The sequence below is a fragment of the Bradyrhizobium rifense genome (assembly GCF_008123425.1).
In the GTDB taxonomy this organism is placed as follows: Bacteria; Pseudomonadota; Alphaproteobacteria; order Rhizobiales; family Xanthobacteraceae; genus Bradyrhizobium; species Bradyrhizobium rifense.
The window spans coordinates 53,828-68,145 of the sequence record NZ_VSSS01000067.1; the positions used below are offsets into that span (position 1 = coordinate 53,828).

Below are 14,318 nucleotides of genomic sequence, written 5' to 3' on the forward strand. Positions count from 1 at the left end.
CTGGCCGCGCCCGGACACAGCGAGCTCGCAGAGCGGCCGCCCGGCCCGATCGGGCGGACGCGCGCGCGCCTCGTCGGCGTGCTGCGGGCGGTGCCGATCCGCTGGCGCATCCTGTCGATCGCGGCGCTGAACTCCGCCGTCGTGATCGTGCTGGTGGCGATGATCTGGAACGGCGCGCAGGTGCTGGGCTCGGCCTGGGACGACGTCCGCCAGGTGCGCGAATCCGACCGCATCCTGGCGCTGCTCGAAAGCGAGACCGGACGCCTGCAGAACCTGATCCACCGCTACATCAACCAGCCGAGCCCGGACCTGTTCGCCGAGATCCTGCTGCTGCGCGAGGCCGTGCTCGGCACGCTGACCGACCGTGCCGCCAAGGACCCGATGCTGTCGGGCTCGGTCGAGGAGCTGGAGCGCACCACGGACCGCTTCCTCAACGGCTTTGGCGAGCTGCGCAGCGTGCAGGCGACCATCGCCAGGACCTATGAAGAGCAGGTGCAGGGCCCGGCCAAGGACATGGCGGGCCTCTACTCCATCATCGAGGGCGCCACCGGCCATCGCGACGCGCTGATCTGGCCCTCGCTCGGCAAGTCGCGCGAGGCTTTCACCGCGATGCTGGTCGCGGCCAACTCCTACTATCTGTCGCTGTCGCCGGGCGCCGCCGACGATGCGCGCCGCAACACCGAGACGATCGAGAAGACCATTCCGGTCATGATCGATCTCGCCGACAACGATCTGCAGCGCATGGCGCTGCAAAAGCTCGCCGCCCGCACCATGGCGCTGCGCGAGGGCTTTGCAAAACTGTCCGAGCAGCTCACCAACCGCACCGAACTGCTGCGCAACACCATCGACGCCAGCCAGGCCGAGGCGATCGGCGCCATCGACGATCTCTCGACCAAGATGCGCCAGCGCGAGCAGAAGGCGCAGGAGACGTTCGACCGCACGCTGGCCGACATTTCACGGCGGGTGCTGTCGATCGCGGTGATCTTCCTCGGCATCATCCTCACCGCAGGCGTGCTGATCGCGCTGTCGATCCGGCTGCCGCTGCAGCAGATCATGGCGGCGATGCGCGCGATCACGCTCGGCGATCTCGGCCGCGAGGTGCAGGGCACCAAGGCCCGCGACGAGGTCGGGGCCATGGCGCGCGCGGTGGAGGTGTTCCGCGAGAACGCGATCGCCAAGCGCGAGACCGAGGACGAGCTGCGGGCCTCGAAGGAAAAAGCCGAGAGCGCGCTGCTCGAGCTCAACACCGCGCAGCAGAATCTGATCGACGCCGAGCGGCTCGCAGCGCTCGGCGGCCTCGTCGCCGGCGTCGCGCATGAGGTCAACAACCCCATCGGCATCAGCCTGACGGTTGCCTCGAGTTTTGCCCGACGCAGCGAGATCTTCGAGGCCCAGCTCAGGGGCGACGGCGGCCTGCGCCGCTCGCAGCTGGAAGAGTTCGTGCAGTCCTCGCGCGATGCCTCGCAGCAGCTGGTCGCCAACCTCACCCGCGCCGGCGAGCTGATCCAGTCGTTCAAGCAGGTCGCGGTCGACCGCTCCCATGCCGAGCGCCGGCAATTCTCATTGAGCGAAGCGACCGACCAGATCATCGCGAGCCTTAAGCCCGTGCTGAAGCGCTCGCCGATCACGCTCAAGGTCGACGTGCCCGAGGGGCTGCTGCTGGATGGCTATCCCGGCTCTTATGGCCAGATCCTGACCAATCTGTTCCTCAACGCCGCCAACCACGCCTTCGCCGACCGCCGCGCCGGCACCATCACGATCTCGGCGCGGCCGCGCGGCACCGACGATATCGAGATCATCTTCGCCGATGACGGGGCCGGCATGACCCCCGACGTGCAGCGCCAGGCCTTTGACCCATTCTTTACCACCCGGCGCAATGAAGGTGGCACGGGACTCGGGCTTCATATCGTCTATAACCTCGTCACCCAGCAGCTCGGGGGGCGGATGATGCTGGAATCCAAGCTGGGACAAGGCACTACTTTTCGGATTATCATGCCGCGGATCGCCAAGGGCGGCGCGCAAAGCACAGAAAGTGACGGGACTTCGCAATGGCCGAACAGGACGATGTCCTCCACCTGATCGACGACACCGGTACCGCGTCGGAGGATATGGACGCCCGGAAATGGAAGATCGCCGTCATCGACGACGATCCGGCCGTGCATGACGGCACCCGCTTTGCGCTGTCCGATTACAACCTGAACGGCCAGGGGCTGGAAATCCTCTCCGCCCATTCCGCGGCCGAAGGTCGCAAGCTGATGGCGGCGCACAACGACATCGCCGCGGTGCTGCTCGACGTCATCATGGAGACCGACGTCGCCGGCCTGGAGCTCGTCGAATACATCCGCAACGAGCTCAAGAACGAGACCGTGCGTATCATCCTGCGCACCGGACAGCCCGGCCAGGCGCCGGAGCGGCGCGTGATCGTGCAGTACGACATCAACGACTACAAGGCCAAGACCGAGCTCACCGCCGACAAGCTGTTCACCTCGCTGACCGCGGCGCTGCGCTCCTACCAGCAGCTCGAGCGCATGGTGCAGACGCGGCGCGGGCTCGAGATCATCATCGATGCCGCCTCGACGCTGTACGACTTCAAGTCGATGCAGCGACTCGCCGAGGGCGTGCTGACCCAGCTCGCCTCGCTGCTCAATGTCGACTGCGCCGGCATACTGGTTCTGCGCGACAATGGCGGCGTCGATCCCGAGCTCTCGGTGCTCGCGGGCAGCGGCTGCTACAGCCGCTTCATCGGCACCACCTCGTCGAAGGCGCTCGACCCCGATCTGCGCGAGATGGTCGAAGCCGCCTTCCAGCGCCGCAAGAACGAATTCGCCGACCATCGCAGCGTGATCTATCTGCGCACCGGCTCCGGCCGCGAGGTCGTGGTGCTGCTGCAGTCCGAGCGCGATCTGTCGGAAACCGACCGCTCGCTGGTCGAGATCTTCTCCAGCCGGCTCTCGATCGCGTTCGACAACGTCATCCTCTACCAGCAGCTCCAGGACGCCAACACCCAGCTGGAAGACCGCGTCGCCCAGCGCACCCGCGCGCTGATGCAGGCCAATCGGCGGCTGTCGGCACAATGGCTGCGGCTGCAGCGCGCCAACGGCTTCAAGAACGAGATCCTGGGCACCGTCGCACACGATCTGAAGAACCCGCTCGGCGTCATCCTCGGCCGCACCGAGATGCTGAAGGAGCTGATCTCGACCGGCGCGTCGGCGAGCGGCGTGGTCGCCCAGGTCGATCACATCCGCGACGCCACCAAGCGCCTGACCACGATGGTCGACCATCTGATCTCGGACGCGATGGCTGACGCCTTCGACATCACCATCCGCCGCGAGCCGGTCGATGTCGCAGCCCTGGTGAAGGAGGTCGCGGACGCCAACCAGCCGCTCGCGGTCAACAAGCAGCAGGCGATCAGCGTCACGGCGCCGCCCAATTTCGTCACCATGTGCGACACCGACCGTATCCGCGAAGCGATCGACAATCTGATCAGCAACGCCATCAAATACTCGCCGATCGCCGGCAAGATCACCGTCGCGGTCACCCATGAGGGCAATGACACCGTCATCCGCGTCAGCGACGAGGGCGCCGGCCTGTCACCGGAGGATCTCGGCCGCCTGTTCGGCCGGTTCCAGCGGCTATCCGCAAAACCGACAGCAGGTGAGAGCTCGACGGGGCTTGGGTTGTCCATCGTCAAGCGTATTATCGACATGCATGGCGGCGAGGTAACCGCCGAGAGCGACGGCCCGGGCAAGGGCTCGACCTTCACCATCACCCTGCCCGCGACCGAACTATCGTAACCTTGAGTGCCGAGATCTGAGTGACATGACACAAAGCCAGCACATCATGATCGTCGACGACGAGGCCCCGGCCCGGGAGATGGTCGGCGATTACCTCAAGATGCACGGCTTCACCGTGACGCTGTGCGATGGCGGAAAGAGCTTGCGCACCGCGATCGACGGCAGCATGCCCGACCTCGTCGTGCTCGACCTCAACATGCCCGAGGAAGACGGCCTCTCGATCATCCGCGACCTCAAGAGCCGCATCAACGTTCCCGTCATCATGCTTACGGCGACCGCGAGCCCGATCGACCGCGTCGTCGGCCTCGAGCTCGGCGCCGACGATTACGTCGCAAAACCCTGTGAGCTGCGTGAATTGATGGCGCGCATTCGCTCGGTGCTGCGGCGGAGCGCGCCGGCGAAAGCCGCCAGCGCTGAGACGGCGCCCGCGAAATCGGACAAGGATCAATTGGTGCGCTTCGGCACCAAATGGCTCGACCTCGAGGCCCAGGCCCTGCGCGACGACGAGGGCAACGAGCATCCTTTGACCGCGTCCGAATTCGGACTGCTCAAGGTGTTTGCGGCCAATCCGAAGCGCGTGCTGTCGCGCGAGCGCCTGCTGGAGCTGGCCAATGCGCGCGACGCCGAAGCCTTCGACCGCGCCGTCGATCTCCGCATCATGCGCATCCGCCGCAAGATCGAGCCCGACCCGACCAAGCCCGCCGTGATCCGCACCATCCGCGGCGGCGGCTATCTGTTCTCGCCCGCGGGCGAGAAGGCGTAGACGCGTCACCAGGTGCCGTAGGGTGGGCAACGGCGAAGCGTGCCCACCATTCTCACAGCATCTGCAGAAAGATCGTGGGCACGGCGCGAAGTGCGCCTTTGCCCACGGCACCGATGTGTGTGGCGCGCGGCGAACGCAAGACCCGGAAATTCGTTCCGCCTAGTCCAAATCGCCGATACCGTATTTTCCACACATTGAAATTCCACGCTTTTTTGGTCCGAATGTTTCGTCGCGGCTTGTCCGACGAAACAATTTGGTGGCGCACGAAACCATTTTCCCCTTTTCGTGCAGACGTCCCGAAACGTTGGCTCATTAACACTTTGGTCCAAGGAAACGCCGCTCGGTTGCGGCGCACCGGGGAGCTAAGTCAATGCCGAACGTCATCGCCATCAACGCCCAAGCCAGCCAGAGCATCATTGCCGCTCAGGCGACCTCGGACGACATGCTCCTGGAGAGCATTGCCGACGGCAACCGGACGTCCATGCACATCCTTTATTGCCGTCACAACGTGCGGGTTTACCGCTTCATTCTCCGCATCGTGCGTGATGCGACCACGGCCGAAGACCTGGTCAGCCAGGTGTTCCTGGACGTGTGGCGGACCGCCGGCCAGTTCCAGGGCCGCTCGCAGGTCTCGACCTGGCTGCTCTCGATCGCCCGCTTCAAGGCGCTGACCGCAATGCGCCAGCGCCGGTTCGAGGATATCGACCAGGAAGATGTGCGCCAGATCCCGGACAGTTGCGACACGCCCGAGACCTCGCTCGACCGCAGCGACACCAGCGCCATCCTGCGCGCCTGCGTGCAAAAACTGTCACCCGCGCATCGCGAGATCATTACCCTCGTCTACTACCATGAGAAGTCGGTGGAGGAGGTCGGGCAGATCATCGGTATCCCCCAGAGCACGGTGAAGACCCGGATGTTCTACGCCCGCAAGCAGCTCGCCGATCTGCTTAAGAATTGCGGCGTCGACCGCTTCGCCGCCTAAGATCAGGGATTTCAATGTGATAGGACCGGCTCACCGGCCCCATCCCGGGACACGAAAGCGTTACCACCGACGAAACAAATGAAACAAACCACAACATCAGGCGGAAAAACTTCGGCCCTATAAAGATCGCATACGGTTTCGTTAAACCTCCCAAGACCTCCAACGACCCGGACGGGATGCCCCCCTCCGGGTCGTTTTGTATTTGGGGCTGGGTAAGCGTCTCCCCCGTCACGAGCGCGTGACACCGCGTAACGATCCCCGCCCCCATCCCGAACTGCCCTCGTGACCCCCATCACGAGTGCCCCATGCTCGAACTCCTCTTCGCTGTCCTCGCCGGCATCCTCACCATCGCGGCCCCCTGCACGCTGCCGATGTTGCCGATCCTGCTCGGCGCCTCGATCGGACGCACCTCGCATCTTCGCCCCGCGATGATCGCGCTCGGCTTCGTCGTGTCCTTCTCCGCGGTCGCGCTGCTGCTCGGCGCGCTGACGCGGTTGTTCGATTTCGATCCGAATGTGCTGCGCGAGGCGGCGTCGATCCTGCTGATCGGCTTCGGCCTGTTGATGCTGTGGCCGGCGCCGTTCGAATGGCTGTCGATCCGGCTCAATGGCTGGCTCAATCTCGGCAATGCGGGCGGCATGCAGCGCGAGAGCGCGCTCGGCGGTCTCGTGCTCGGGACGACGCTGGGCCTGGTCTGGACGCCCTGCGCCGGCCCGGTGCTCGGCTCGATCCTGACGCTGGTCGCGACCTCGAAGAGTCTGCCCTGGGCCAGCACGCTGCTGGTCGCCTACGCGATCGGTGCTGCGATCCCGATGCTGGCGATCGCCTATGGCGGACAGGCCGCGACCACACGCGTGCGCAGTCTCGCGCGGATCTCGCCGCGGCTGCAGCAGGGCTTTGGCGTGGTCGTGATCGCCTTCGCGCTCGCCGCCTACTTCCAATACGACACGCTGATCGTGGCGTGGCTCACCGGCTTCTACCCCACCGGCCAGATCGGCCTGTGATCGCTTCACCTCTCAACGGAGAACAAGTCCATGACCTTCAAACTGCTCGCCGTCTCCGCCGCACTGATCGGCTTCGCCGTCACCGGCGCCGTCATCCCCGGCTTCTGCGACGAGGCCACGCCCGCCGCGCTGGTCAAGGTCGCTGCCGCAAGCCAAACGACGACCGCGCCCGACTTCGCCGGCATCAGCAACTGGTTCAACTCGAAGCCGCTGAACATCGCCGACCTCCGCGGCAAGGTCGTGCTGGTCGACTTCTGGACCTATGGCTGCGTCAACTGCGTCAACACACTGCCGCACGTCACCGATCTCTACGCCAAGTACAAGGATAAAGGCCTCGTCGTAGTCGGCGTGCACACGCCGGAATTCCCGTTCGAGCGCTCGGCGTCCAACGTGCAGGCCGCACTGAAGCGCCACGGCATCACCTATCCCGTTGCGCAGGACAATGATTCCCAAACCTGGAACGCCTACCGCAACCAATATTGGCCAGCGCAGTACATCATCGACCAGAGCGGCAAGATCGTGTTCCAGCACGAAGGCGAAGGCCGTTATGACGAGATCGACCGCACGGTGGCCAGGCTGCTGAACGCCAGCAGCTGATGCCGCCTGCTGCGGCTTTGCGTTGTTGCTTGACTCCACGGCCCCCTCCGTGGAGGTTCGCCGCGACGCAAATCAGCCGCTGCAATGGACGACGCGACCACCAGCAACGACATCCGCCTTCGCGAAGGCTCCTCGATCGCGCAGCGGCTGGTCGTGGCCGGCCCTGCGGCGGCCGTTGCGCTGTGTTTCACGCCCGGCCTGTTCACGCACGACATCATCGAAGTGATCATCTCCGTGGTCGCGCTACTGGCGGGCGCGGCCTTCGTCGGCGTCATCATGCTGGCGCCGGCGGTGGTGTGGATCATCACGCCGGATGAAATCCTGATCGGACGGCAACGTCCGTTCGGGAAGCTGCAGACCAGGATCGTCACGAAAGACGACATCACAGGACTTCAGGTTCCCGGCAGCAAAACCGCAAAAGCCCGCTTCCAGCTGGCCTTCACGCTGGCCTCGGGCGAGCGCCTGACCTCCCCGCCTCTCTCCGACGTCACGCATGTGCGCGACACCGTGGCGCGGATCGCCGCGCAATTCGACGTTCCCGACGTCGAAGCCCCCGTCAATCCGCTCGATGCCAGCAACCCCGAGATGCGTCTTGGCGACCCCGTCGAACCGTTTTCGCAGAGAGACATCCGGATCGCGGCCTTGATCGCGGTTGCACTGAGCGTCGCGCCTTACGCCTACAGGCTCTGGCGCGGTTTGCCGCCCAATTGGATCGACATCATGCTGCTGCCGCTTGGCGTGGTCGCCGCGCTCGCGGTCTACAGATTTGCCAATCTCGTCACCGGCGCCTTCTGGATCATCCGCGAGGGCGATATCCGCGTCGAACGCCTGCGGGGCAATGGCGAGATGCGGGCCGACCATATCGAAGGGCAGAACGTGAAAGCGATCACGATCGAACGCCGCGGCCGGTCCGAGGACGAGCACTGCATCGTGGCGATCCGATTGCAGTCGGGGCGGAGGTTTCGCAGCCCCCGAATCGGCTCGCGCAACGAGGCCCGCGCCGTGGGCGCCGAGATCGTCCGGCGGCTTGGGATTGGGGCGGAGGCCAGTCAGATATGACCTGTTGGCGAAGTTGACCTCACCGCGCGTTCAGTCTGAGCCTCTCCCGCTTGCGGGAGAGGTATGGGCCGCCTTCGGCGGCCGTGCTTTTAAGAGACGCCAAGGCCGAGGCCTTGGCTCTGGCGTAGCGCCGGGTGAGGGCTCTCTCCGCATCGGGAGTGTCCCATTGCGGAAGCACCCTCTCCCCGACCCTCCCCCGCAAGCGGGGGAGGGAGCGCACCACCTTCGCGGTAGCAATCTGTGCTTTTCGCGCCATCCCCCGTTCATGGATTGCCGGGCTTCGTCAAAAAACCAAAGCATTCTCGTGACATACCAGACGGGCGCGCCTTGAACTTGCCACGAAGCTGCCCCTGAGTTCAGATGGTTCCTGACGATTTGCGCTGGGGCAGCTGGGAGAGCTTGAAATGACGGATTTTCGTCGCCTGACCGGGGCGTTTGTGGCTGCGATCGGCCTGATCCTGTCCGCGCCGCAGGCCTTCGCCCAGCAGCCGGACCGCGGCGACGAGCCGGGCCTGATCGCCGATGACAGCTATGAGCTCGATCCGGAATGGCAGAAGCAGGTCGTCTACTACCGTACGACCGAAGCGCCGGGCACCATCATTATCTCGACCACCGAGCGCCACCTCTATCTGGTGCAGCCCGGTGGACGCGCGATCCGCTACGGCATCGGCGTCGGCCGCGACGGTTTTCAGTGGCAGGGGCTGGTGAACATCACCAACAAGAAGGAGTGGCCGGATTGGACGCCGCCGCCGGAGATGATCCAGCGCCAGCCCTATCTTCCGCGCTTCATGGCCGGCGGCCCCGGCAATCCACTCGGCGCCCGCGCCATGTATCTCGGCACCACCGTCTACCGCATCCATGGCACCAACCGTCCCGATACGATCGGCACCAAGGTGTCCTCGGGCTGCTTCCGTCTCGTCAACAATGACGTCGCCGATCTCTACGATCGCGTCCCGGTCGGAACCAAAGTGGTCATCCGGCAGAAGCCTGAACTCTAAATATCCCGCCTCTTCCAGAATTCCTTTTCCCGATTGATTCGAGAGAGCAACATGATGCGCACATTTCGAGGCGGCCTGCTGATCGGGCTCGCGGTCGCCGTGCTGGTCGCCGCCTTCGCCATCACCTACGAATTCTACGACACCCGCACGCTGAAGCGCACGGTGCGCCGCGGCGAAGTGCTGTGCGGCGTCAACAAGGGCCTGCCGGGCTTCTCGATCCCCGACGACAAGGGCAACTGGACCGGTTTCGACGTCGATTTCTGCCGCGCAGTGGCGGCCGCGATCTTCGACGACCCGAGCAAGGCGCGCTTCGTGCCGCTCGACGCCAGCGAGCGCTTCAAGGAATTGCAGAGCCGCAAGGTCGACATCCTCTCGCGCAACTCGACCTGGAGCATGTCGCGTGAGCTCGACTACGATCTCTACTTCCCGGCCGTCGCCTATTACGACGGCGAAGGCTTTATGGTGCCGCGCTCCCGCAACAAGGAGACGTCGCTGGACCTCGCCGACAGCAAGGTCTGCGTGCAATCAGGCACCACCACGCTGCTCAACCTCGCCGACTACTTCCGTGCCAACAACATGAAGTATGAGCTGGTGAAGTTCGACAAGCTGGAAGACGTGGTGAAGGCCTACGACACCGGCAAATGCGACACGCTCACCGCCGACGTCTCGCAGCTCTATGCGCTGCGGTTGAACATGTCCAAGCCCGGCGACCACATGATCCTGCCCGACATGATCTCCAAGGAGCCGCTCGCCCCCGTCGTGCGCCAGCGCGACGACGACTGGATGATGATCGTGAAATGGACGCTCTACGCCATGATCAACGCCGAAGAGCTCGGCGTCACCTCGGAGAACATCGACGACGCCCTGAAGTCGAAGAAGCCGGAAGTGATGCGGCTGGTCGGCACCGAGGGTAATTATGGCGAGCAGCTCGGCCTGACCAAGGACTGGGCCGTGCGCATCATCCGCCGCGTCGGCAATTACGGCGAGATGTACGAGCGCAATATCGGCGACAAGTCGCAGCTGAAGATTCCGCGCGGCATGAACCAGCTGTGGAACGCGGGTGGCGTGCAGTATGCACCGCCGGTGAGGTAAGGGCGACGGCTCTAGCCGCGTCATTGCGAGCGAAGCGAAGCAATCCAGACTGCCTCCGAGGAAAGATTCTGGATTGCTTCGTCGCAAGAGCTCCTCGCAATGACGAGTTCGGGACGGGCACTTACCGCCCTCTCATCTGCCGTAGCCCGGATGGAGCGCAGTGCAATCCGGGGCCTTCACGTCACAGAAGGACTTTCCCGGATTTCGCTGCGCTCCATCCGGGCTACGAGCTCAATACCCCCGCGCCTTCGCCAGCTGCTCGGTGTGGTAGTTCGCATCGCCGAACAGCTCCTCGCACACGCGTGCGCGCTTCATGAAGAAGCCGATGTCGAACTGGTCGGTCATGCCCATGCCGCCATGCATCTGCACGCCTTCCTGCACCGCGCGGGTGGCGGTGGTGCCGGCGCGCGCCTTTGCCACGGCGACGGCTGAGGCGGCCTTGGCGATATCAGCATCCAACGCCTGCAGCGCCTTCATCGTGGCGGCGCGGGTGATCTCGATGTCGACATAGAGCTCGGCGGCGCGGTGCTGCAGCGCCTGGAATTCGCCGATCAGCTTGCCGAACTGCTTTCTGTTCTTGAGATACTCGACGGTGCGATTGAAGACTTCCTCGCTCAGGCCCACCATTTCGGAAGCCACAGCGCCGCGGCCGATATCGAGCACGCCGTCGAGCAAGACGGCACCCTGATCGACCTCGCCGAGCACACTATCGGCATTGACCTCGACATTGGCGAGCTCGATGCGCGCCGCGTTGTGCGCGTCGACCATGATGGTGCGCTCGACCGCGACGCCCTTGGCCCTGGGGTTGACCAGGAACAGCGTCAGGCCGTCGCGCTCGCCGGCGGAGCCGGCGGTGCGCGCGGCAACGATGAAGAGATCGGCGACGTGGCCGTCCACGACGAGCGCCTTGGCACCCGAGAGCTTGAAACCGTTGCCGGCGCGCACGGCCTGCAGATTCGTCTGCAGCGGGCGATGCTTTACGCCCTCATCGATCGCAAGCGTCGCGAGCAGCGAGCCGTTGGAAATTTTTGGCAGGTACTCCGATTTCTGCGCGACATTGCCGCCACGGTTCAGCGCCGAGGCAGCGACCACGCTGGTGGCGAGGAAGGGCGACGGCATCAAGGTGCGGCCGATCTCCTCCATCACGATCCCGGCTTCCATGAAACCGAGACCGCTACCGCCGAACTCTTCCGGCACCAGCAGGCCGGCAAAGCCCATCTCGGCGAAGGAGTGCCACAGCTCCTTCGAGAAGCCGGTGGGATCTTTGCTATCGCGCAAAGATCGCAGGTGCGACACCGGCGCCTTGTCGCTGATCAGCCCGCGCGCGCTATCGCGGAGCATCGATTGTTCTTCGGTGAGGACGAGGGCCATGTGGGCTCCAACAAGGTTCTGTTCGATTGAATTCAGTGGTGACCCTCATGGTGATGAGGCGCGTTAGCGCCGTCTCGAACCACGAGGCCATCCTTCGAAACGCGGCCTTGCGGCCGCTCCTCAGGATGAGGACTGCGCCTCAAGCCCCCGGCAAATCCAGGATGCGCTTGGCGACGATGCCGAGCATGACCTCGGTGGTGCCGCCCTCGATCGAGTTGGCCTTGGTCCGCAGCCAGGCGCGCGGGCGGGCGCCTTGGCGCGAACGCTCGCTCTCCCATTCCAGCGCATCGACGCCGCCGGCCGACATCAAAATCTCGTAGCGGCGCTTGTTGAGCTCGGTGCCGTAATATTTCATCGCCGACGAGAACGCCGGATGCGCTTGTCCGGCCTTGGCGAGATCGACGGCGCGCTCGGCGCAGGCCGCAAGCGCGGCTTCGTCGACGTCGAAGCTCGCGATCCGGCCACGCAGCATGGAATCATCGAGCTTGCCTTGCGGATCGGTACCGACCGAGTCGGCCGCGATCTGGCCGAGCGGACGGCCGACACCGCGCTCGCCCATGCCCGAGATCATCGCACGCTCGTGCTGGAGCAGATATTTTGCGACGTCCCAGCCACGGTTGACGGTGCCAACCACATGCGACTTCGGCACGCGGACGCCGTCGAAGAAGGTCTCGCAGAACGGCGAATAGCCGGAGATCAGAAGGATCGGCTTGGTCGTCACGCCCTTGGACGTCATGTCGAACAGGATGAAGCTGATGCCGTCGTGCTTCTTCGCGGCCGAGTCGGTGCGCACCAGGCAGAAGATCCAGTCGGCGTAGTTGGCGTAGGAGGTCCAGATCTTCGAACCCGTGATGACGAAATCTTCGCCGTCGCTTTCGGCGCGGGTCTGCAGCGAAGCAAGATCGGAGCCGGCGTTCGGCTCGGAATAACCCTGGCACCAGCGGATCAGGCCCGCCGCGATTTTCGGCAGATGCTCCTTCTTCTGCGCCTCGTTGCCGTATTTCAGCAGCGCCGGCCCAAGCATCCAGATGCCGAAGCTCGACAGCGGCGGACGCGCGCCCATCCTGGCCATCTCGGAACGCAGCACCTTGTGCTCGGCGGCGCTGAGGCCACCGCCGCCGTATTCTTTCGGCCAGTCCGGCACGGTCCAGCCCTTGTCGCGCATGCGCTCGAACCAGATGCGTTGCGGCTCGGACGAGAACTTTGCGTTGCGTCCGCCCCAGAACACGTCGGTGTCCGACGTCGCGGGCTTACGCATTTCCGGCGGACAGTTGGCCTCGAGCCAGGCGCGCGTTTCGCCGCGGAATGTTTCGAGATCGTCGTTCTCAGCTTCACTGGTTTTGGGGTCAGTCATTGGTCGTTTCCATCAATCACAATCGACTTGTTGGGCGCGACTCTGGGCCATCGCACTGTGGAATTCAACCACTTCCGCAGCCCGTCATCCGCTATAGTCGCGGCCGCGACGGTGCTTGAAAACAAAGAGGAAACGAGAATGCGCCTGAAACTTCTTTCGCCTGGCGAAATGAACGAGAGCCAGCGGCAGACCTATGACGAGTCGATTACCGGCAAGCGCGGCAAGCCTCCGGCGCCGATGATGGCCTGGCTCAACAGTCCCGACATGGCCCGTCACGCCACGCGGCTCGGCGAAGTCCTGCGCTACGACACGATCTTTCCGGCAAAGCTTTCGGAGATCGCGATCCTGGTGACGGCGCGGCACTGGACCGCGCATTACGAATGGTATGCGCACAAGCGCCTCGCGCTCGCCGGCGGCATGAAGCCTGACATCATTGACGCGATCCGCGATCGCCGCACGCCGGAGTTCGACGATCCCAAGGGCAAGATGATCTACGACGTCGCGAAGTCGCTGCATGAGGGCCACGGCGTGGAGAAGGGGCTCTACGATGAGGCGGTGAAGCTGCTGAGCGAGCGCGGCGTCGTCGAGGTGATTGGCCTGTGCGGCTATTACACGATGGTGTCGATGACGCTGAACACCTTTGAGTTCGAACTGCCCGAGGGCGAGGTGCCGGAGCTGTCATAGTTTCGCATCCGGAAACGATGGGTTTCGGGATAGGGCCGTAGCGCTGTCCCGAAACCGGGCCTATCTGGAGCAGACCAACGGAGCATCCACATGTCGCAAGCCCCTGCCGTCGCCGCCGGCACAAGGATCGGCCACGTCCATCTCAAGGTCGCCGATCTCGATCGCGCGCTCGGCTTCTATTGCGGCGTGCTCGGCTTCGAGCTGATGCAGCGGATGGGCTTGGGCGCGGCCTTCATCTCGGCCGGCGGTTATCACCACCATATCGGGCTCAACACCTGGGAGAGCAAGGGCGGCTCGCCGCCGCCGCCAGGCACGACAGGGCTGTTTCACACCGCGATCCTCTATCCGACCCGGCCGGCGCTGGCGGACGCGCTGCACCGGGTGCTGACGGCCGGCATTGCTCTCGATGGCGCCAGTGACCACGGCGTGTCCGAGGCGCTGTATCTGCGTGATCCCGATGAGAACGGCGTGGAGCTGTATTGGGACAAGCCGCGGGAGCAATGGCCGTTCGGGCCGGATGGGAAGCTTGCGATGTTTACCAAGAGGCTGGATGTTGAAGGGTTGCTGAAACAGCGGGAAGGGTAAACTCCGTTCTCTCCCCGTCATTGCGAGCGCAGTTG

13 protein-coding genes are annotated in these 14,318 nt (G+C 64.4%); 11 read left to right on the top strand and 2 right to left on the bottom strand.

What is annotated here, in order from left to right:
- The 9 genes from FXB40_RS38125 (at position 1) to FXB40_RS38165 (ending at position 10,289) form a co-directional block, all read left to right on the top strand.
- Complete coding sequence (locus tag FXB40_RS38125; protein ID WP_246208241.1) at positions 1–2,079, top strand: sensor histidine kinase; 2,079 nt, start codon at positions 1–3, stop codon at positions 2,077–2,079.
- Positions 2,049–3,794 carry an ATP-binding response regulator gene (locus FXB40_RS38130; protein WP_148777413.1) on the top strand — a complete coding sequence of 582 codons (1,746 nt, stop codon included), beginning with the start codon at positions 2,049–2,051 and terminating at the stop codon, positions 3,792–3,794. Before FXB40_RS38125 ends, FXB40_RS38130 begins: the two co-directional genes overlap by 31 nt.
- Before the next feature lie 25 nt (positions 3,795–3,819).
- Positions 3,820–4,557, top strand: a complete 738-nt coding sequence (locus FXB40_RS38135; protein WP_148777414.1) for a response regulator — start codon at positions 3,820–3,822, stop codon at positions 4,555–4,557.
- A 370-nt stretch (positions 4,558–4,927) separates the two neighbouring features.
- Positions 4,928–5,539: a sigma-70 family RNA polymerase sigma factor gene (locus tag FXB40_RS38140; protein ID WP_148777415.1), complete on the top strand. Its 612-nt coding sequence runs from the start codon at positions 4,928–4,930 to the stop codon at positions 5,537–5,539.
- 305 nt (positions 5,540–5,844) lie between these two features.
- Positions 5,845–6,543: a cytochrome c biogenesis CcdA family protein gene (locus FXB40_RS38145; protein ID WP_148777416.1), complete on the top strand. Its 699-nt coding sequence runs from the start codon at positions 5,845–5,847 to the stop codon at positions 6,541–6,543.
- 30 nt (positions 6,544–6,573) lie between these two features.
- Entirely contained in the window at positions 6,574–7,140 is a 567-nt protein-coding gene (locus tag FXB40_RS38150; RefSeq protein WP_148777417.1) for a thioredoxin family protein, read from the top strand.
- An 84-nt stretch (positions 7,141–7,224) separates the two neighbouring features.
- Positions 7,225–8,199: a hypothetical protein gene (locus tag FXB40_RS38155; protein WP_148777418.1), complete on the top strand. Its 975-nt coding sequence runs from the start codon at positions 7,225–7,227 to the stop codon at positions 8,197–8,199.
- 404 nt (positions 8,200–8,603) lie between these two features.
- The gene (locus tag FXB40_RS38160) at positions 8,604–9,197 is read left to right on the top strand and encodes a L,D-transpeptidase (RefSeq protein ID WP_148777419.1); all 594 of its coding nucleotides are present in this window, start codon (positions 8,604–8,606) and stop codon (positions 9,195–9,197) included.
- A gap of 54 nt (positions 9,198–9,251) precedes the next feature.
- A complete protein-coding gene (locus tag FXB40_RS38165) occupies positions 9,252–10,289 on the top strand; it encodes an amino acid ABC transporter substrate-binding protein (protein ID WP_148777420.1) in 1,038 nt (345 codons plus the stop codon).
- Positions 10,290–10,520: 231 nt separating this feature from the next.
- Here the strand turns inward: FXB40_RS38165 and FXB40_RS38175 are convergent, their stop codons facing one another.
- Together FXB40_RS38175 and FXB40_RS38180 are read right to left on the bottom strand one after the other, a co-directional pair.
- Positions 10,521–11,660 carry an acyl-CoA dehydrogenase family protein gene (locus FXB40_RS38175; protein ID WP_148777422.1) on the bottom strand — a complete coding sequence of 380 codons (1,140 nt, stop codon included), beginning with the start codon at positions 11,658–11,660 and terminating at the stop codon, positions 10,521–10,523.
- Positions 11,661–11,799: 139 nt separating this feature from the next.
- Complete coding sequence (locus FXB40_RS38180) at positions 11,800–13,014, bottom strand: acyl-CoA dehydrogenase family protein (protein WP_148777423.1); 1,215 nt, start codon at positions 13,012–13,014, stop codon at positions 11,800–11,802.
- A gap of 138 nt (positions 13,015–13,152) precedes the next feature.
- Here FXB40_RS38180 and FXB40_RS38185 point away from each other — a divergent pair, with 138 nt between their 5' ends.
- Together FXB40_RS38185 and FXB40_RS38190 are read left to right on the top strand one after the other, a co-directional pair.
- Positions 13,153–13,698 carry a carboxymuconolactone decarboxylase family protein gene (locus FXB40_RS38185; RefSeq protein ID WP_148777424.1) on the top strand — a complete coding sequence of 182 codons (546 nt, stop codon included), beginning with the start codon at positions 13,153–13,155 and terminating at the stop codon, positions 13,696–13,698.
- A gap of 90 nt (positions 13,699–13,788) precedes the next feature.
- Positions 13,789–14,283: a VOC family protein gene (locus tag FXB40_RS38190; protein WP_148777425.1), complete on the top strand. Its 495-nt coding sequence runs from the start codon at positions 13,789–13,791 to the stop codon at positions 14,281–14,283.
- The last annotated feature ends 35 nt before the right edge of the window (positions 14,284–14,318 follow it).

Bases quoted from the DNA above. Each gene is read 5' to 3' on its own strand.
- FXB40_RS38130 (WP_148777413.1), top strand. From the start codon at position 2,049: ATGGCCGAACAGGACGATGTCCTCCACCTGATCGACGACACCGGTACC.
- FXB40_RS38135 (WP_148777414.1), top strand. From the start codon at position 3,820: ATGACACAAAGCCAGCACATCATGATCGTCGACGACGAGGCCCCGGCC.
- FXB40_RS38140 (WP_148777415.1), top strand. From the start codon at position 4,928: ATGCCGAACGTCATCGCCATCAACGCCCAAGCCAGCCAGAGCATCATT.
- FXB40_RS38145 (WP_148777416.1), top strand. From the start codon at position 5,845: ATGCTCGAACTCCTCTTCGCTGTCCTCGCCGGCATCCTCACCATCGCG.
- FXB40_RS38150 (WP_148777417.1), top strand. From the start codon at position 6,574: ATGACCTTCAAACTGCTCGCCGTCTCCGCCGCACTGATCGGCTTCGCC.
- FXB40_RS38155 (WP_148777418.1), top strand. From the start codon at position 7,225: ATGGACGACGCGACCACCAGCAACGACATCCGCCTTCGCGAAGGCTCC.
- FXB40_RS38160 (WP_148777419.1), top strand. From the start codon at position 8,604: ATGACGGATTTTCGTCGCCTGACCGGGGCGTTTGTGGCTGCGATCGGC.
- FXB40_RS38165 (WP_148777420.1), top strand. From the start codon at position 9,252: ATGCGCACATTTCGAGGCGGCCTGCTGATCGGGCTCGCGGTCGCCGTG.
- FXB40_RS38175 (WP_148777422.1), bottom strand. From the start codon at position 11,660: ATGGCCCTCGTCCTCACCGAAGAACAATCGATGCTCCGCGATAGCGCG.
- FXB40_RS38180 (WP_148777423.1), bottom strand. From the start codon at position 13,014: ATGACTGACCCCAAAACCAGTGAAGCTGAGAACGACGATCTCGAAACA.
- FXB40_RS38185 (WP_148777424.1), top strand. From the start codon at position 13,153: ATGCGCCTGAAACTTCTTTCGCCTGGCGAAATGAACGAGAGCCAGCGG.
- FXB40_RS38190 (WP_148777425.1), top strand. From the start codon at position 13,789: ATGTCGCAAGCCCCTGCCGTCGCCGCCGGCACAAGGATCGGCCACGTC.